At 72.5% G+C, this 17,623-nt stretch carries 19 protein-coding genes and 1 tRNA gene; 12 read left to right on the forward strand and 8 right to left on the reverse strand.

Annotated elements, in window-relative coordinates; all coding sequences use genetic code 11:
* Positions 1-16: 16 nt before the first annotated feature.
* The 3 genes from CRP30_RS06735 to CRP30_RS06745 are packed head-to-tail and all read left to right on the forward strand — an operon-like array spanning position 17 to position 2,956.
* Positions 17-943 (forward strand): carbohydrate ABC transporter permease, encoded by a 927-nt coding sequence (locus CRP30_RS06735; protein ID WP_097183226.1) that lies wholly within the window; start codon positions 17-19, stop codon positions 941-943.
* Positions 940-1,851, forward strand: a complete 912-nt coding sequence (locus CRP30_RS06740; RefSeq protein ID WP_235003230.1) for a carbohydrate ABC transporter permease — start codon at positions 940-942, stop codon at positions 1,849-1,851. The genes CRP30_RS06735 and CRP30_RS06740 overlap by 4 nt, the downstream gene beginning before the upstream one ends.
* A gap of 28 nt (positions 1,852-1,879) precedes the next feature.
* Positions 1,880-2,956, forward strand: coding sequence for an ABC transporter ATP-binding protein (locus CRP30_RS06745; protein ID WP_097183227.1), 1,077 nt, complete (start codon positions 1,880-1,882; stop codon positions 2,954-2,956).
* Positions 2,957-2,979: 23 nt separating this feature from the next.
* Here CRP30_RS06745 and CRP30_RS06750 read toward each other — a convergent pair whose 3' ends face one another.
* Entirely contained in the window at positions 2,980-3,363 is a 384-nt protein-coding gene (locus CRP30_RS06750) for an ester cyclase (RefSeq protein ID WP_097184014.1), read from the reverse strand.
* Between the two features lie 119 nt (positions 3,364-3,482).
* Here CRP30_RS06750 and aroH point away from each other — a divergent pair, with 119 nt between their 5' ends.
* The 3 genes from aroH to der are packed head-to-tail and all read left to right on the forward strand — an operon-like array spanning position 3,483 to position 5,928.
* Entirely contained in the window at positions 3,483-3,845 is a 363-nt protein-coding gene (aroH, locus tag CRP30_RS06755) for a chorismate mutase (protein ID WP_097183228.1), read from the forward strand.
* A 44-nt stretch (positions 3,846-3,889) separates the two neighbouring features.
* Entirely contained in the window at positions 3,890-4,585 is a 696-nt protein-coding gene (gene cmk / locus CRP30_RS06760; RefSeq protein ID WP_097183229.1) for a (d)CMP kinase, read from the forward strand.
* Positions 4,582-5,928 (forward strand): ribosome biogenesis GTPase Der, encoded by a 1,347-nt coding sequence (gene der / locus CRP30_RS06765; RefSeq protein ID WP_097183230.1) that lies wholly within the window; start codon positions 4,582-4,584, stop codon positions 5,926-5,928. The genes cmk and der overlap by 4 nt, the downstream gene beginning before the upstream one ends.
* A 6-nt stretch (positions 5,929-5,934) precedes the next feature.
* Here der and CRP30_RS06770 read toward each other — a convergent pair whose 3' ends face one another.
* Positions 5,935-8,091 (reverse strand): MMPL family transporter, encoded by a 2,157-nt coding sequence (locus CRP30_RS06770; RefSeq protein WP_097183231.1) that lies wholly within the window; start codon positions 8,089-8,091, stop codon positions 5,935-5,937.
* A gap of 219 nt (positions 8,092-8,310) precedes the next feature.
* Here CRP30_RS06770 and CRP30_RS06775 point away from each other — a divergent pair.
* The 3 genes from CRP30_RS06775 (at position 8,311) to CRP30_RS06785 (ending at position 10,230) form a co-directional block, all read left to right on the forward strand.
* Positions 8,311-8,384: transfer RNA gene (locus tag CRP30_RS06775), tRNA-Pro, on the forward strand.
* Positions 8,385-8,587: 203 nt separating this feature from the next.
* Entirely contained in the window at positions 8,588-9,499 is a 912-nt protein-coding gene (locus CRP30_RS06780; RefSeq protein WP_097183232.1) for a haloalkane dehalogenase, read from the forward strand.
* A gap of 68 nt (positions 9,500-9,567) precedes the next feature.
* A complete protein-coding gene (locus CRP30_RS06785; protein ID WP_097183233.1) occupies positions 9,568-10,230 on the forward strand; it encodes an HAD family hydrolase in 663 nt (220 codons plus the stop codon).
* Between the two features lie 179 nt (positions 10,231-10,409).
* On the opposite strand, the gene CRP30_RS06790 is transcribed toward CRP30_RS06785, so the two are convergent.
* The 3 genes from CRP30_RS06790 to CRP30_RS06800 are packed head-to-tail and all read right to left on the reverse strand — an operon-like array spanning position 10,410 to position 11,608.
* On the reverse strand, positions 10,410-11,081 hold the full coding sequence (locus tag CRP30_RS06790; protein ID WP_200814591.1) for a haloacid dehalogenase type II: 672 nt from the start codon (positions 11,079-11,081) through the stop codon (positions 10,410-10,412).
* 47 nt (positions 11,082-11,128) lie between these two features.
* Positions 11,129-11,383 carry an OsmC family protein gene (locus tag CRP30_RS06795; protein ID WP_097183234.1) on the reverse strand — a complete coding sequence of 85 codons (255 nt, stop codon included), beginning with the start codon at positions 11,381-11,383 and terminating at the stop codon, positions 11,129-11,131.
* Entirely contained in the window at positions 11,384-11,608 is a 225-nt protein-coding gene (locus CRP30_RS06800) for a hypothetical protein (protein WP_097183235.1), read from the reverse strand.
* A 342-nt stretch (positions 11,609-11,950) separates the two neighbouring features.
* Between CRP30_RS06800 and CRP30_RS06805 the strand changes: the two genes are divergently transcribed.
* From CRP30_RS06805 to CRP30_RS06815, 3 genes are read left to right on the forward strand one after another with little or no spacing between them, the layout of a single operon-like run.
* The gene (locus tag CRP30_RS06805) at positions 11,951-13,114 is read left to right on the forward strand and encodes an acyl-CoA dehydrogenase family protein (RefSeq protein WP_097184016.1); all 1,164 of its coding nucleotides are present in this window, start codon (positions 11,951-11,953) and stop codon (positions 13,112-13,114) included.
* On the forward strand, positions 13,111-15,246 hold the full coding sequence (locus tag CRP30_RS06810) for a SpoIIE family protein phosphatase (RefSeq protein ID WP_159961586.1): 2,136 nt from the start codon (positions 13,111-13,113) through the stop codon (positions 15,244-15,246). The genes CRP30_RS06805 and CRP30_RS06810 overlap by 4 nt, the downstream gene beginning before the upstream one ends.
* A gap of 50 nt (positions 15,247-15,296) precedes the next feature.
* Positions 15,297-15,728 carry an ATP-binding protein gene (locus CRP30_RS06815; RefSeq protein ID WP_143278415.1) on the forward strand — a complete coding sequence of 144 codons (432 nt, stop codon included), beginning with the start codon at positions 15,297-15,299 and terminating at the stop codon, positions 15,726-15,728.
* 40 nt (positions 15,729-15,768) lie between these two features.
* On the opposite strand, the gene CRP30_RS06820 is transcribed toward CRP30_RS06815, so the two are convergent.
* The 3 genes from CRP30_RS06820 to CRP30_RS22950 all read right to left on the reverse strand — a co-directional run bounded on the left by CRP30_RS06820 (position 15,769) and on the right by CRP30_RS22950 (position 17,482).
* On the reverse strand, positions 15,769-16,614 hold the full coding sequence (locus tag CRP30_RS06820; RefSeq protein ID WP_097183238.1) for an MBL fold metallo-hydrolase: 846 nt from the start codon (positions 16,612-16,614) through the stop codon (positions 15,769-15,771).
* 113 nt (positions 16,615-16,727) lie between these two features.
* Positions 16,728-17,180, reverse strand: a complete 453-nt coding sequence (locus CRP30_RS06825; protein ID WP_159961589.1) for an SRPBCC domain-containing protein — start codon at positions 17,178-17,180, stop codon at positions 16,728-16,730.
* Positions 17,177-17,482 carry an ArsR/SmtB family transcription factor gene (locus CRP30_RS22950; protein WP_235003232.1) on the reverse strand — a complete coding sequence of 102 codons (306 nt, stop codon included), beginning with the start codon at positions 17,480-17,482 and terminating at the stop codon, positions 17,177-17,179. Before CRP30_RS22950 ends, CRP30_RS06825 begins: the two co-directional genes overlap by 4 nt.
* Positions 17,483-17,623 lie beyond the last annotated feature (141 nt).

Genomic DNA, 17,623 nt, shown 5'->3' on the forward strand with positions numbered 1-17,623 from the left:
CCGGACAGCGCGCACCATGACCATCACGGCGGAGAAGACCAGGACCCGGGCGGGAACGGCACGCACGACGGTGACCCGGCAGGACCGGCCCTCGGGCTGGTACCTGGCGCCGGCGCTGGTGTTCTTCGGTGCATTCGCCGTGCTGCCGATGGTCCTGGTCGTCTACCTCAGCTTCACGTCCTGGGACGGCTTCGGTACCCCCGAGCTGTCCGGGACGGAGAACTGGACCCGGCTGATCGAGGACGGCCGGGCCTGGGACTCGCTCTGGCTGACGCTGGTGTTCATGGTGCTCACCTGGCTCGTCCAGACCCCGATCGCGATGCTGATCGGGGTCTGGGCGGCCGGACGGCAGCGGAACCGGGCGATCCTCAGCTCGCTGTTCTTCCTGCCGCTCCTGCTGTCGACGGCGGCCATCGCCCTGCTCTGGTCGTCGGTGCTGGACCCGAACTTCGGCGTCACTCAGTCGCTGCCGGTGCTCGGTGGGTTCAACTTCCTCGGGGACACCGAGCTGGTCGTCTACACCGTCGTCTGGGTGATCAGCTGGCAGTACGTGCCGTTCCACACGCTGCTGTACCAAGCGGCCGCGCGGCAGGTGCCCGAGAGCCTCTACGAGGCGGCGACCCTGGACGGGGCCGGTCGCTACCGGCAGTTCTTCACCATCACCCTGCCGCTGCTCAAGTACACGATCATCACCTCGACGGTGCTCATGCTCGTGGGCTCGGTGACGACCTTCGACACGATCCTCATCCTCACCGGTGGAGGCCCGGGCACCGCGACCCGCGTGCTGCCGCTGCACATGTACATCACCGGGTTCAGCGGGTTCGAGTTCGGCTACGCGAGCGCCATCTCGGTGCTGCTGCTCCTCCTCGGCGCGGGACTCTCCCTCGCGGTCACCCGCGCGACCGGATTCCGGAAGATGCAGAGCCAGCAGGAGGGCGTGTGACGACGACCCAGGCGACTCCGGCGCCCTTGGCGCCGGTGCCCGACATGCTGCAGGACGGACGCCGCCGGCGACGCCCGCGAGCCGGCGGCCATCGCGGCCGGCCCAACGTGCTGGCCGGCGTGCTGGCGACGATCTGGCTGGCCCTGGTCGCCGTCCCGCTGTACTTCCTCGTCGCGGCGAGCTTCCGTACCCGTTCGGACTACCTCTCCGACAACCCGCTGGCCCCGCCGCCGAGCCCGACGCTCGAGAACTACGAGACGGTCCTCACCGGCGACTTCCCGACCTACCTGCTGAACACGGTGATCGTCACCGTCGTGACGGTCGCGATCGTCGTCGGGCTGACCGTGCCGGCCGGCTACGCCGTGGCCCGCAACGCCGGGCGGGGCGTGCAGCGGGGCTTCTCGCTCATGCTCGTCGGGCTGGCCATCCCCGCGCAGGCGGCGATCATCCCGGTGTACCTGATGATCACGCAGTTGCACCTGTACGACACCCTGCTCGCGGTCATCCTGCCGACGGCGGCCTTCGCGATGCCCGTCGCGTTGCTGGTGATGACCAACAGCCTGCGCGACATCCCCCGGGAGCTGTACGAGGCGCAGACCCTCGACGGCGCCGGCCCGTTCGCGGCGCTGCGCCACCTGGTGCTCCCGCTGGCCAAGCCGGCCATCACCACCGTCGCGGTGTTCACCTCGCTCACCGCGTGGAACGGCTTCCTGTTCCCCCTCGTGCTCACCCAGTCCGTCGGGACGCGCGTGCTCACCCTCGGCCTCTGGGACTACCAGGGGCAGTTCGGCACGAACGTGCCCGCGCTGCTGGCCGCCGTGACGCTGTCGGTGGTCCCGATCTTCGTCCTGTACCTGGTCGGCCGGCGCTACCTGCTCAGCGGCCTGACCGCCGGCGCCGGCAAGTAGCCGGCCCGTCCCGCTGGAGAGGAAACCCATGGCCTCGGTCACCTACGACCGCACGAGCTGCGTCTACCCCGGTGCCGAGCGGCCGGCGGTGGACGAGCTGGACCTGCAGGTGGAGGACGGGGAGTTCCTCGTCCTCGTCGGGCCGTCCGGGTGCGGCAAGTCGACGTCGTTGCGGATGCTCGCCGGCCTGGAGGACGTCACCGAGGGGCGCATCCTGATCGGTGACCGCGACGTCACCGGTGTGCCGCCCAAGGACCGGGACATCGCGATGGTGTTCCAGAACTATGCGCTGTACCCGCACATGACCGTGGCCGACAACATGGGTTTCGCGCTGAAGATCGCCGGGCTGAACAAGTCCGAGATCAGCAGCCGGGTGCACGAGGCCGCGACGCTGCTGGACCTGGAGCCCTATCTGGACCGCAAGCCCAAGGCGCTGTCGGGCGGGCAGCGGCAGCGGGTCGCGATGGGCCGGGCGATCGTGCGCCAGCCGCAGGTGTTCTGCATGGACGAGCCGCTGTCCAACCTCGACGCCAAGCTGCGGGTGCAGACCCGCACCCAGATCGCCCAGCTGCAGCGCCGCCTGGGCGTCACCACCGTCTACGTCACCCACGACCAGGTCGAGGCCATGACCATGGGCGATCGCGTCTGCGTGCTCAAGGACGGCCTGCTCATGCAGGTCGGCAAGCCGCGCGAGCTCTACGACCGCCCGAGCAACGTCTTCGTCGCGGGCTTCATCGGCTCACCGGCGATGAACCTGTTCACCCTGCCGGTGGTCGACGGCGGCGTCGCCTTCGGCGACGTCGTCCACCCGGTGGCGCGGGACGTGCTCGGGCGGGCGGGGAACTCGTCGGTGGTGCTGGGGGTCCGGCCCGAGGACCTCGAGCTCGCCGAGCACGGACCGGCGGTCGAGGTCGACGTCGTGGAGGAGCTCGGCGCCGATGCCTACGTCTACGGCCGCACGAAGCTGGGCGACGGGGAGCACCAGATCACCGCCCGGGTCGACGGCCGCCGTCCGCCGGGCAAGGGCGAGGTGCTCCACGTGGCCCCACGGGCGGGTCACGTGCACCTGTTCGACGTCGGCACCGGTGAGCGCCTCGGCGGCTGATCCGCGGGCGCCGCGGGGTCGGCTCAGGGGAGGCGGGCGTTGTCCGCGGTCACCCAGACCTCGGTGATGCGGTCGCCGGCGAAGCGGTACATCGAGAACTCGTCGGTCGTGACCGCCCGGCCGGTCGCCGCCACGCCGCGCCAGGTCCCGAGGTGGGTACCGGTGTCGCGGAAGTGGACGGCCAGCCACGGGTGCTCGAACACCGTGCGCTGGATCTCCCAGCGGTAGTCGGGGAAGGCGCGGGAGACGACGAACAGGTCGTCGATGTACTGCTGCGCCGTGCGCTCCGCACCGTTCACCAGCACGACGTCGGCGAGGAACGGCGCCAGTTCGCCGAACGCGTGCCGGTTGCAGACGGCGTTGTAGTGCCCGTACCGGTCCACGACCTCGTGCCGGTGCCCAGTCATGGCGGGACGGTAGCGGTCCCGGGCCGGATCCGGCTCCGCCACGAGCCCGGTGGCGGGGCCTCCCTAGACTCGACAGCGCCCCGGCGATCCGGGTGCGTGGATCGATCGAGGAGTAGTGCATGGCCGTCCGAGCCATCCGGGGCGCGACGCAGGTCGACGCCGACGACCGGGAGCAGGTGCTCGAGGCCACCCGTGAACTCGTCAGCGCGGTGCTGGAGCGCAACGACCTGGGACACGACGACGTCATCAGCATCCTGTTCACGGCCACGCCGGACCTGGTGTCGGAGTTCCCCGCGCTCGCCGCCCGGGAGCTGGGCATGGGCGACGTGCCGCTGATGTGCGCCACCGAGATCGGCGTCCCGCACGCCCTCCCGCGGGTGCTGCGCCTGATGGCCCACGTCGAGACGACGAAGCCGCGGTCGGACGTGCAGCACGTGTACCTGCGCGGCGCGACCGCCCTGCGACGGGACATAGCCCAGTGAGCGAGCGCCAGCGAGCGGACACCACTGGGCTGGGCGATCGCCCAGTGACCGGCAGCTTCCGGGGGCAGATCACCCTCGACGGACCCTCGGGCACCGGCAAGTCCACCGTGGCCCGCGGGGTCGCGGCCCGTCTGGGCGCGGCCTACCTCGACACCGGCGCCATGTACCGGGCGGCCACCGTCGCCGTGCTGGACGCGGCCGTCGACCCGGAGGACGCCGACGCGGTCGCGCGCACCGTGGCCGCGGCCCGCATCGAGGTCGGTACCGAGTCCGCCGCGGAGGTGGTGCTCGTCGACGGCGTGGACGTCGCCGCCCGCATCCGCGGCGCCGAGGTGACCCGCGCCGTCTCCGCCGTCTCCGCGGTTCCGGCGGTCCGGCGGCAGCTGGTCGACCAGCAGCGATCGCTCGTCGCGGCGGCCGACGCCGTCGTGGTCGAGGGCCGCGACATCGGCACCGTCGTCCTGCCCGACGCCACCCTGAAGGTCTACCTGACCGCGGCGCCCGAGGTGCGGGCCGAGCGGCGGGCGGGTCAGCTGGGCATCACCGACGCGTCGGAGGTCGCCGCGCTGGCCGCGGACCTGCGCCGTCGCGACGAGTACGACAGCAGCCGGGCCGACAGCCCGCTGCGCCCGGCGGAGGACTCCGTCGTGGTGGACAGCACCGAGCTGGACCAGCAGGGCGTGATCGCGCGCATCGTGGAGCTGGCGGCGTCGGCGGTCGGAGCGGGGGAGCGGGCATGAGCGAGGAGCAGAGCGGGCCGTTGCCCGTCGTCGCGATCGTCGGCCGGCCCAACGTCGGCAAGTCCACGCTGGTCAACCGGTTCCTCGGCCGCCGCGCCGCCGTCGTCCAGGACGTCCCGGGCGTGACGCGGGACCGGATCAGCTACGAGGCGCTCTGGAACGGCAAGAGGTTCACCGTCGTCGACACCGGTGGCTGGGAGCCCAAGGCCACCGGCCTCGGCGCGGCGATCACCCGCCAGGCCGAGTACGCCATGAAGACCGCCGACGTCATCGTCTTCGTCGTCGACAGCCAGGTCGGCGCCACCGACACCGATCTCGCCGCCGCCCGCATCCTCCGGCGCAGCGACCGGCCGGTGATCCTCGTGGCCAACAAGGTCGACGACGAGCGCAGCGAGGCCAACGCCGCCGAGCTGTGGTCCCTCGGCATGGGGGAGCCGCAGGCGGTCAGCGCCCTGCACGGCCGCTCCAGCGGCGACCTGCTCGACCTCGTCCTCGAGGCGATGCCGGACGCGCCCCGCGAACAGGAGCTGGAGGGCGGCCCGCGCCGGGTGGCGCTGGTCGGCCGGCCCAACGTCGGGAAGTCGAGCCTCATCAACCGGCTGGCCAAGGAGGAGCGCTCCGTCGTCGACTCCGTGGCGGGGACGACGGTGGACCCGGTCGACTCCCTCGTCACCCTGGGCGGCGAGGAGTGGCGCTTCGTCGACACGGCCGGCCTGCGCCGCAAGGTGAACACCGCCAGCGGCATGGAGTACTACGCCAGCCTGCGCACGGAGGCCGCGATCCAGGCCGCGGAGGTCGCCGTCGTCCTGCTGGCCGCGGACGAGGTCATCAGCGAGCAGGACCAGCGGGTGATCAGCCAGGTCGTCGACGCCGGCCGCGCCCTCGTCATCGCGATCAACAAGTGGGACACCCTCGACGAGGACCGGCACTTCCAGCTGGAGAAGGAGATCGAGCGCGAGCTCGCCCGGGTCAAGTGGGCGAGCCGGGTGAACATCTCGGCCAGCACCGGCCGCGGTGTGAACAAGCTCGCCGACCACCTCCGTGCGGCCCTCGCCTCGTGGGAGTCGCGGGTGCCCACGTCGGAGCTGAACACGTTCGTCCGGGCCCTGGTCCAGGAGACGCCGCCGCCGGCGCGCGGGGGGCGGGCACCGAAGATCAAGTACGTGACGCAGGCCGACATCCGGCCGCCGCGGTTCGTGGTGTTCTCGACCGGCTTCCTGGAAGGCGGCTATCGCCGTTTCCTCGAGCGCAAGATCCGCGAGCGCTGGGGCTTCGAGGGCACGCCGATCGAGGTCTCGATCAAGGTGCGCGAGGGCCGGGGGAGCGACCGGCCCAAGGGCTGACGCCGCTCAGCTCCCGGGGCGGACCTCCTGGGTGACGTCCGTGGTCCCGCGCGGAGCGGGCACGCGGGCGCCGTCGTCCCCGTCGCTCGTCGACAACGGTTCGTCGCCGCGCTGCGCCAGCCTGCTCGGCCACCACATCCAGCGGCCGACGTCCAGGTTCAGCGCGGTGACCAGCACCGAGCGGACGACGATGGTGTCCAGCAGCACCCCGAGCGCGACCGCGATGCCCAGTTGCGTGAGGAAGGTCAGCGGCAGCGTGCCCAGGACGGCGAACGTGGCTGCCAGGACGAGGCCGGCCGACGTGATGACCCCGCCCGTCGCCGCCAGCGCGATGAGGGCCGCGCGCCGGGTTCCGTGGTCGTGGGCCTCCTCGCGGACCCGGGTCATCAGGAAGATGTTGTAGTCGATCCCCAGCGCCACGAGGAACACGAAGACGAACAGCGGGAAGGCGCTGTCGGTGGCACTCACGTCGAGCGCCCAGTCGAAGATCAGCGCGCTGATGCCCAGCGCGGCACCGAAGGACAGCACCACGGTGGCGACGAGGATGAGCGGTGCGACCAGGGCCCGCAGCAGCACCCCCAGCACGGCCAGCACCACGAGCATGATCAGCGGGATGATCACGCGGTTGTCCCGCTGGCTCGCGGTCTGGATGTCGAGGTTGATGGCGGTGTTCCCGCCGACCAGCGCCGCGCCGTCGCCGACGTCGTCCAGCTCCGCGCGCAGGGAACGGATGGTGTCGAAGGCGGCGTCGCTGTCGCCGGCGTCGGCGAGCGACGCCTCGATCAGCGCGTCGTCCCCGGTCAGCTGAGGCTCCTCCACCTCGCCGACGCCGTCGTTCGCGGCCACGGCGCTCACGACGTCGTCGGCCGTGTCGGCGGTGCTCAGGACGTACACGGGGTTGCCGGCGGCGGCCGGGAAGTGCTCGAGCGCCACCTCCTCGCCGGCCACCGACTCGGGCGTCCCGCGGAAGGAGTCGGCCTGGGTGAGGCCCTTGGAGTTGAGGCTGAACAGGCCCAGGCAGGCCACCAGCAGGAGCCCGGTCGTGACCGCCCAGACCGCCCGCGGGCGCGGCCGGATCAGCGAGCCGACCCGGGACCACAGGCCGGTCGCGCTCGGCTCGGGGGTGCCCAGCGCCGGGCGCACCGGCCAGAACACCCAGCGCCCGCAGATGACCAGCAGGGCGGGCAGCAGGGTCATGAGGACGACGAGGGTGACGCCCACGCCGATCGCGGCCACCGGACCCAGGCCGCGGGTCGAGTTCATGTCCGCGGCCAGCAGGCACAGCATGCCGAGGATCACCGTGCCGCCGCTGGCGAGGACAGCGGGCCCGGCGCGGTGGACCGCCTCGGTCATGGCCTCGTGCCGGTCGGCGTGCAGCCGCAGCTCCTCGCGGTACCGGGCGACGAGCAGCAGCGCGTAGTCGGTGCCGGCGCCCACCACGAGGACGGTGAGGATGCTCGCGCTCTGCGCGTTGACCGTGAGGTCGGCGTAGCGGGCGAGCAGGTAGATGAGCGCCTGCGAGCAGTAGAGCGCGACGACCGCGGAGAAGATGGGCAGGATCCACAGCACGGGGCTGCGGTAGGTGAACAGCAGGATCACGATGACGACGCCGAGCGCGGCGAACAGCAGCGTGCCGTCGATGCCCTCGAAGGCCTCCTGCGAGTCGGCCGCCTGGCCGGCCGGACCGGCGACGTAGACGTCGAGCCCGTCGGGTGCGTCCGCCGCCTCGGCGCGCAGGTCCTCGGCGAGGGGCGCGATGGCCTCCCAGCCGTCCGCGCCGCCGTTGAGCGGCACGATGAGCTGGGCCGCCTGCCCGTCCTCGGACGGGATCGGCCCGACCACCTCGCCGTCCAGGCCGTCGGTCCGGCCGAAGGCCGCGGCGTCCTGCTCGATGGCCTCCAGATCGGCCGGTGTGAGGCCGTCGGCCCGCTCGTAGACGACCACGGCGGGGACGACGTCGGGGTCGGAGCCGAGCGCGATCTGCCGCTCGAGCGCGAGGGTCGACTCGGCGTCGCCGGGCAGCCACGAGGAGATCTCGTTGTCCTGCTGGTCGGTGAGGCCGGCCGCCAGGGGAGCGGCGGCCCCCGCCAGCACCAGCCAGAGGACGAGGACGACCCACTTCAGCTTCGGGTGGCTGACCCGGGATGCGAACGACCTGCCCATGGCGGAGACCTCCGGCACTGCACTGCTGGTGCCGCGCTCGACTACGCGGTGGAACCCCGTGCCGTCGACGCTAGCGAGGGGCTCGGCGGGCTGTCACCGCCTTTCCGCGCGGTGGGCGGCGAGGCCGTCGAGGGGGCGCCGGAGGTCACCGACCGGTGCGGTAACCTGCTCAGGCGGTCGACACGCGGTCCGGGTACAGCCCGGCAGATGTTCGGCTCGCGGGCTGTAGCGCAGCTTGGTAGCGCACTTGACTGGGGGTCAAGGGGTCGCAGGTTCAAATCCTGTCAGCCCGACAGCGAAACGCAGTTCAGAGGCGGGTCGACCGAGTCGGTCGGCCCGCCTCTCGCGTGGCCGCAGCATCGCGCCCGGTCGAGCCGGTCCATGGCTTCCGCGCTCCAGGTGGGCCGACGTCGATGTCGCGGTCGGCGGGTCCTGGCTGCGACCCGGACACCGCGGTGGTCTTCACCGGTCGGGCGGCCGGCAATAGCGTCGGGCCATGGAGACCCTGCGTACGCCCGACGAGCGGTTCGCCGATCTGCCGGACTTCCCGTACCCGCCGCGGTACGTCGAGGTCGACGACCTCGACGGCGGCAGCCTGCGGATCGCCTACGTGGAGGAGGGGTCCGCCGACGGCGAGACGGTCCTGCTGCTGCACGGCGAGCCGTCCTGGTCCTTCCTCTACCGGCAGATGATCCCGGTGCTGGCCGCCGCGGGGCTGCGCGTCGTCGTCCCGGACCTGGTCGGTTTCGGGCGGTCGGACAAGCCGGCGCGGCAGTCGGACTACAGCTACGCCCGCCACGTCGGGTGGCTGCGGCAAGCGCTGTTCGACCGCCTGGACCTGCGCGAGGTCACGCTGGTCTGCCAGGACTGGGGAGGCCTGCTGGGCCTGCGCCTGGTCGCCGAGCACCCCGACCGGTTCACCCGCGTAGTGGCGGCCAACACCGGCCTGCCCACCGGCGATCACCCGATGAGCGAGGCGTTCCTGACCTGGCAGCGCTTCGCCGCCACCGCCGAGCGGTTCGACGCCGGCCGGGTGGTGCAGAACGGCACGCTGACCGACCTTCCGGCTGACGTCGTGGCCGCCTACGACGCGCCGTTTCCCGACGACTCGTACAAGGCGGGCGCCCGGGTGTTCCCCAGCCTGGTGCCCACGCGGGCGGACGACCCGGCCTCCGTGGCCAATCGCGCAGCCTGGGAGGTGCTCACCGGCTTCGACAAGCCGTTCCTCACCGCCTTCTCCGACGGCGACCCCATCACCGGCGGCGGTGACCGGGTGTTCCAGAAGCGGATACCGGGAGCGGACGGCATGCCGCACACCACGCTCGCCGGCGGGGGGCACTTCCTGCAGGAGGACGTCGGCCCCGCGCTCGCCCGGGTCGTCGTCGACCTGATCGCCGCGACCCCCTAGGGCACTGCGGTGTTCGCCGTACGGCGACCGCCCGCTGACGGCAGCGCAGCGCCACGGCACGATGGCTCATGGCCTTCGTGACCCTTGATCTGTTCAGCGCGCTGCTGGATTCGCGGGCGGGCGGGACGGCGGCCCTGGACGACATCGGTGGCCGGCGCGGGTGGCCGGTGGACGCGGCGGAGGCCTACGACGCGTGGGACGCGCGCAACAAGGCGTCGCAGAAGGACACCGTCGAATGGGTGCCGTTCGCAGAGCACTCGCGACGCGCGCTGAGCGCGACGTACCGGGAGCTCGGTCTTCGCGGAGATGCTGACGCTGATGCCCGGCGGCTGCTGGAGAGCGTGGCCGACTGGCCGCTCTGGCCGGACGTCACGACCGCCTGGGACCGCCTGCGGACCGCTCACCGGGTGGGCGTGCTGTCCAACGTGGACGACGCGGTCTTCGCCCGGACGCGGGTGGCGCCGCTCGTGGAAGCGGTCGACGTGCTGACCAGTGAGCGGCTCCACGCCTACAAGCCGCATCCGGCGATCTACCGGAGAGCGGCGCAGGCGGGTGTCGACGTGCACGTGCCGGCGTCCGCGCGTGATACGCGCGGAGCACTCGAGGCGGGCATCGTCGTGGTGCGTGTGCAGCGCCCGGGTCACTCGGTGGACCCCGACGGTCCGCTGCCGGGGCTGGAGATCCCTGACCTGGTGGGGCTGCCGGAGGCGGTCGCGACGCTGATGCGGTAGCAGCGAGTGGGGCCGCCGGGGTCCGCGCAGCGACGGAGGAACCCGATGTCCTGGTTGACCAGGCCCCACCGTGGGTCCCCGCCAGACGCCGCAGCCGTCACCGCTGGCGTCCGAAGGACTCCGGGCATCGGTGGGGTAACCGGCTCCACACCGACTCGCGACTGAGGTCGCGCGTCGGGTCAGGCCAGGAGGCCGACGATCTCGGTGAGCGCCGAGACGGTGTGCGTGGGTGGCGTGAAGTAGTCGGGATACGGGGCGTCGGTGCGGTTGATCCACACCGTCTGCATGCCGGTACGTGCGGCCCCGTGGATGTCCCAGGGGTGCACGGCCACGAGCAGCATGTCGGGAGGTTCCGCCCCACAGGCCCCGGCGGCGTACTCGTACGCTCCGCGCGCGGGTTTCCACCCTGGGGCGTCCTCGACCGACAGGAGCCGGTCGAAGCAGTCGCGGATGCCCGCCCGGGTCAGCAGCTGGTCGGCCACCTGGCTGGAGCCGTTGCTCAAGGTGATCAGTCGCAGTCCGGCGTCCTGCAGGCTCCTCGCGCCGTCGGCGACGTCTGCGTGTACCGGAAGCTCACCGAAGCCGGACATGATGTGGTCGACCGCTGCGTCGCTGTTCCGTTCCACATCCAGGCCGCTGAAGAGCGTCCGCAGAGCGCCTGCCGCGAGCTTCGCGAACGGCTGCTGCGAGCCGGCAGCGATCAGGGCGAACCCGTCGCGCAGGACCATGGCGAACCACAGCTTCGCCAGGTGCTCCGGCGCACCGACGTCCGCGAACCGCTGTGCCATGGGCGCCATGTCGGAGAGCGTCTCGTTGACGTCGAACACGACGACGGAAGGGGAATCGGCCACGGTGCTCCCTGGATCGAGGATCGGTCACGTGCCGGACGGCGAACCGTTCAGCCAAGCTGCGTGGTGATGTCGATGGCACCTTTCAGGCTGCGGGCCACCGGGCAGCCATCGGCGTGGAACGCCAGCACCCGTTGCACCTTCTCTGTGTCCTCGGCGGCGATGCTCAGGCCGCTGTAGGTGACCTTGATGCGCTTCACCACCAGCACCTTGCCTTCCAGTTCCACCTCACCGCGCGCATGCCCCACCAGACCGGTGGGGTCGATCCGCCGGGCCGCGAGGGCGCCGGCGAACGTCCCGGTCAGCTAACCGAGAGCGGCGCCGACCAGGTGATCGATCGTGCTGGCATGACTGGGGGCCGTGCCCGGCTCCATCCCGTAGTGCTCGGCAATGGCCCCGTGCATTCCATAGACGGTCGGTTCCTCGTCGCCTGGCAGGTGGGCCGCGCGCAGCGGTCCACCGAGGCGCTCGACCCGGACCTCCGATATGTAGGCGATGTCGGCCGCCGGGTTCTTCCTGTCGTCGGTCACCGGTGTCAGCTACCCAGCCGCCGCCCATCACCACCATGCGGCTGCATGCGCAGGACAGCCGAGCGGTCACACGGGTGCGCTGCCCACGCGACAGGCGCTCAAGGCGTTGGGTGGCGCCATCACATCGCCGCTGACCGACATGCGGTCGGCCATCGCGTGGAGCAGTGTGATCGAGCCGCACGACCCCGGACGGACGCTTCGAGGAGTCCCCATGGCGAGGATCGACCGCATCGCGGCGGTCGATCGCGATCGTGGAGCGGCTCGGCGAGGCCCCAGGCCAGGAAGGTGCGGCGGCTCACTGGGGCGCGACCGCAGTGCGGCTGCTCGCCTATGGTGGCCACCATGACTGCGCCGCCGGTGAGTGTCGCGGAGGCAGTGGAGCGGGCCGCCGACGTGGCTGAGAACGTGGCCCGGCCGCTGGTCGACCGCACCGATTCGGGTGTCTGGCCGGCCGAGGCGCTGCGGGCTCTGCAGGCCTCGGGGCTCGGCGGCATGGCTGCGCCCCGCGCGCTGGGCGGCGCCGGGCTGGGATTGAGCGGGGTTGCGGCCGTCGGGGAGGTCCTCGGCCGCGTCTGCGCATCCACCGCGCTGTGTTTCGGCATGCACAGCGTCGCGACGGCGGTCATCGCCGCCAAGCCGACCGATCGCCAGCGCAAGGAGTTCCTGGACGCCATCGTGGCGGGGGAGCACCTCACCACACTGGCGCTGTCCGAGCCGGGGACGGGAGCCGCGTTCTGGCTGCCCCAGACCACCATGACCCAGATCGACACGGGCATGCGGGTCGACGGGGAGAAGTCCTTCGTCACCAATGGCGGGGAAGCCGACTCCTACGTCGTCAGCACCGTGGCGGCGGACCCGGAGGCGCCGGTCGGCCAGTTCTCGTGCGTTCTCGTGCCCGGTGACTCCGACGGCCTGACGTGGACCGACGCCTGGAACGGCATCGGTATGCGCGGGAACTCCTCCCGGCGGGCCCGCCTGGACGGCGTCCACCTCGGGGTCGACCACCTGCTCGGTGCCGAGGGCGACCAGATCTGGTACGTGTTCGAGGTCGTCGCCCCCTACTTCCTGATGGCGATGGCGGGCGGGTACCTCGGCGTCGCACAGGCATCCCTCGACGAGGCGACGGCGCACCTGGGGCGCCGCGCGCACGCCCACACCGGTCGCCGGCTGGCCACCGAACCGATCCTGCAGCACCGGCTGGGCGTCCTGTGGGCCCAGGTGGAGCGCACCCGCCGCCTCGTCCACTGGGCAGCCGAGGAGGGCGACGCCGGAGGTCCGTCTGCGTTGCTGGGACTGACGTCGGCGAAGGCGGAGGTGGCGCAGTGCGCGGTCGAGGTCACCAACGAGGCCATGACGCTGGTGGGCGGTATCGGCTACCGGGACCGTTCCCCGCTGGAGCGGCACCTGCGTGACGCGCGTGCCGCGGACGTGATGAGCCCGACGACCGACATCCTCCGGACATGGACGGGGCGAGCGGCCCTCGGTCTGCCCTTGCTGGGCGATTGACCGGCGCGGGCCGCCTCGGCTGCTGCCTCCTCGTCGACGTCTCGGCCGAGGAGGTGGCGCTCCTCGATGACCTCCCGGGCCGTATCCGCGTGTCGCTCGAGGAGCTGGCCGACCGTTCCGGGACGACGGACACCCACGTGGACCTCGTGGTGATCGGGTCGCTCTCCGGCTCCTCCGTTGCGGCGGTGCAGCGGGCCCACCGCCTCGTCCCCGACGCGGCCGTGGCCGTGCTGGCGCACGACTCGCGCGCCGTCCGGCGGGAGATCGACTTCGCCCCCGGGGTGCCGTTGGACGTCCTGGTGCTCGCCGTCGACGACGTCGACCTGCCCGGTCGGTTGGAGAGCCTCCGCGCCGCAACGGTCCAGCGGCGGCAGCACAGCGCCGTGCTCGCGGCCGTGGCGCGCTCGGCGGGCCGGAACGACGAGACGTCACCCGCGGGCGTCACGGCCGTCGGCGCGCTGCTGGAGCACGCGCCGCTCGCCGTGCTGGTCACCGACGCCGCCGGGGACCTGGTCGGGTGGAACCGCCGGGCGGAGGACCTGTTCGGTCTCCGGCCGGCGACGAGCGGGCGCCCCGTGGAGGACGTCGTCCCCGGGTCCGGTGCACTCGTCCGGTCGGTCACCACGTCGGCGGGCCGTGAGGCGCCGGGGGGCGCGTCCGGCGTACCGCTGCAGATGCGCCTGGCCGGGCGGGTGGACGTCGAGCTCAGCGCCATCAGCAGCCAGACCGACCAGGGTCGGGCCGTCGTGCTGCTGCTCGCCGTCGACGTGACCGCTCAACGTCGCGCCGAGCGGGACCGGGACCGTCTGGTGGCGCAGCTGGAGCTCCTCGGGCGTGTGTCCGAGTCGCTCATGGCCTCCCTCGACCCCGTCGAGACGCGATCCCGGCTGGCCGACGTCCTGGTGCCCTCCTTCGCGGACTGGACGAGCATCCAGCTCTGGGACGTCCGCGACCAACCGGGTGGCGTCCTGGTCCGCCACGGGGATCCGGCCGCAGCGCCGGTCGCGCGCCAGGTCGAGGAGCTGAAGTCCCGCCACGGGGTGATGACCGAACCGGGTCGCCGGGCCGCCGCCGGGGAGACCGTGCTGCTCCCGGACGTCGGCGACGACGAGCTCGCCGGGCACGTCCCTGACGACCGGCTGCGCGTCCTCGTCCAGAAGCTCGGCGCCGTCAGCCTGATAGCGGTCCCGGTCCCGGGCCGGGCCGGCGTCCTCGGCTCCCTGCTCCTGGTCAACGGGAGCGACAGCCCGCCGTTCGTCGAGGCCGATCGCGCGCTGGCGATCGAGATCGGCCGTCGGGCCGGCATCGCGCTGGACAACGCGCAGCTGTACTCGGGACAGCGGCACCTGGCGACCGAGCTCCAGCAGAGTCTGCTCACGGAACCGCCGGAGGTCGACTTCGCCGACATCGCCGTCCGCTACGTCGCGGCCGCGGAGCAGGCACAGGTCGGTGGGGACTGGTACGACGCCTTCCGGCAGCGCAACGGGAACCTCGTCCTCGTCATCGGGGACGTCGTGGGGCACGACACGCACGCCGCCGCGGCCATGGGGCAGCTCCGGGGGGTGGTCCGTGGCATCTGCTTCACCGCCGCGGAGACACCGAGCCAACTGCTCGGCTCCGTCGACGAGGCCATCCAAGGCCTGCAGTTGGACACGATGGCCACCGCCGTCCTCGCCCAACTGTCGGTCACGAGCGATGCGGGCGGAGCCCGGATGTCCTGGTCGAACGCCGGCCACCCGCCCCCGGTCCTGCTCGACGCCGCCGGACGGGCCAGGGCCCTCGAGCCGGCCGACGGCAAGGCGGACCTCCTGCTCGGCGTCGATCCCGCCACCCGTCGCACCACCGCTCACATGACGGTGCCCGCCGGCTCGACGCTGCTCTTCTACACCGACGGGCTGGTCGAGCGGCGCGGACAGGACCTCGACCAGGGCCTGGCCCGCCTGCTCCGGGCGGTCGAGACGCACGCCCGAGCGGACCTGGAGACGCTGTGCGACGCGGTCCTGGGCGCCATGGTCCCGGAGGCGGGGGAGGACGACGTCGCCATCGTGGCGGTCCGGCCCGGACAGCGGGCAGGGGCGCCGCGGAGTCTCGACACCGGGACATGGTCGGCGGTCCTCGGTGGTGTCACCTAGCCTCGCACGGGCGAGCGCTGAAACAGTCGGTGCCCGACATGCTGGGGGCGATGACGATCGAACGCGCCGGGCCGTGGCCCCCGCGGCCATCTCCGTCGGGCAAGGCGTTGTGGCACTGGGCTCCGAAGACGGTGGCCGACCTGCCCCGGATCCGCAGCGAACTGCGGGAGGGCCTGGCCAGGTTGCCAGGACACCGGCAGCCGGAGTTGGAGGAAGTCCTGCCCCTCCTCCTCGATGAGCTCCTCGCCAACGGCCTCCGGCACGGCAACCCGCCGGTCACGGCCGAGGTCCGGCGATCCGCCCGTGAGTGGGTGGTGGAAGTAGGCGATCAAGCCTCGGCCGCGGCTCCCGAGCCGGCCGTCGGCCGGGACCCTGCGCTGGGTGGCATGGGCCTCCACATCGTCGCGAGCCTCTCGAGCGCGCACGGCTGGTTCGTCGAAGGCGGCCGGAAGTTCGTGTGGACGTCGCTACCAGCGGTCTGAGCGGCCTGCCGGTCGGAGCGTCGGCCCGTCGCACGGTTCTCTAGTCGAGCGTCCGGTCCTGCGCTCTCGTGCGGGCGAGCTGCTCCACCTGCCAGGCCTGCACGCCGGGGAGCCAACCCCTGCCGAACGTGGCCGACGGCCCGGTCCGCGGATCCTCGGGAGCCCGGCCGTCGCCCAGGGCCTGCACGTATGCGCGATCCAGCTCGATCCGTGCGCGCACCTGATCCGGCCCGCCCACCGACCCGTGACCGGGGACGAGGACCTCGACGTCGCCCGCCACAGCCTCGAGCCGCCGCAGCCCCTCGAGGTAGTCCTCGATGGGGTCCGCGGCGTCCAGGTCGGGGAACGGCACCAGGACGTCGGAGAGCATGTCGCCGGCGACGAGGACGTGCTGTCCCTCGATCTCCCGTCCCCCGATCACCAGCGCCGCGTGCCCCTCGGCGTGCGCAGGATGCTCGATGATCCGGACCTCGGGGCCGTCCCAGGGGATGCGTGCGGTTCCGGCGGGCAGGCCGGTGACGAGGCCGAACCCGCCCAGCGGGATGTCGTCGGCGATCTCCGGCGGCAACCCCTCGGCGACGCGGGCCGGCCAGTCCGCGTGCGACAGCAGATCCCGCAGGAACACCGCGCAGCGGGCCGTGCCGTAGCGGGGCGCGGCGCCGAACGCGGCGTGCCAGAGCACGTGGTCCCAGTCGGGATGGGTCGCGAAGCCCGCCACGACTTCCTGCCCCAGCCCGCGGAGGTCGTTCGCGAGGCAGGTCATCTCGGCGCCGGTGATCCCGGGGTCGACGAGCAGGACGCCGGCCCGGCCCTGCACCACGACGGTGTTGTTCCGGAGCAGCTCGCTCCGGTGGACGAGGACGCCGTCGGCGACCTGCCTCAGCACGGGTGGCTCGATCCGCTCCTGCGGAACGGCATCGGCGCGACGCGACGCACGCGGGTGCGGGGGACGGGGGCGGTCATGGCTCCTCCGGAGGTGTGGCTCGGGACGGGTGGTGATCAGGCTGCGACGTCGAGCTGCTCGGCGATGCCCTCGAGGCACCACTGCCAGCCGATCCGCATGTGCTCGGCCGTCTGCGGCCCCGACTTCCCCTCGACCCGGAGCTCGAGCCGGGTCCCGCCCTCGACCGGCAGGAGGAGGACGGTGCAGCGGGAGCTCTGGGCGGTGTCCTCGCCCGAGGTGAGCACGTCGAGCACGAGGCGCTCCACGGGCTCGAACACGGCGAACGTCGCCGTCTCGCGGTAGGCGTCGCCGTCCGGCCGGGGGCCGAACCGCACCCGGTAGCCCCCACCCTGGCGGGGATCGACCGAGCACGTCGCCACGCGCCAGTCCGGGTGCGGGCAGACCCACCGCTGCAGCAGGTCGGCACGGGTCCAGGCGGCCCAGACCCGCTCTGGGGGTACCGGGTAGGTGCGTTCGAGGTCGAACGACAGGAGCGGGGCGGTGGTCACGTGTCCTCCAGGAGGCTGCCGAGCGCGTCGAGCCGGGTCGACCAGAGCGCCTGCTGCTGTGCGGTCCAGGCGGCGACGTCGACGAGCGCGTCGTCGCGCAGCCGGCACTCGCGGACGCGGCCGCGTTTGGCGGTCGTCACGAGCCCCGCCTCCTCCAGCACGCGGACGTGCTTGAGGACGGCCGGCAGCGTCATCGCGGTGGGCGCCGCGAGGTCCCCGGCGGAGGTCGGCCCGCGGGCGAGCCGCTCGACGATGGCCAGGCGGGTCGGGTCCCCCAGGGCCGCGAACTGACGGTGAACCACTCGGTAAACTATTGGGCCTGGCCGCGCCCGTGTCAACGGGTGGGCCCAGCCGGCCCGGGATGGGATCTGCGTGGACGCAGGAGAGGGCTCATCCGGCACGGGCGAGGCGAGCGACCCGATCCGTGCCCGACGGTCTGGGCA

Origin of the sequence: Blastococcus haudaquaticus, from assembly GCF_900230285.1 — a bacterium.
Lineage (GTDB): Bacteria > Actinomycetota > Actinomycetes > Mycobacteriales > Geodermatophilaceae > Blastococcus_B > Blastococcus_B haudaquaticus.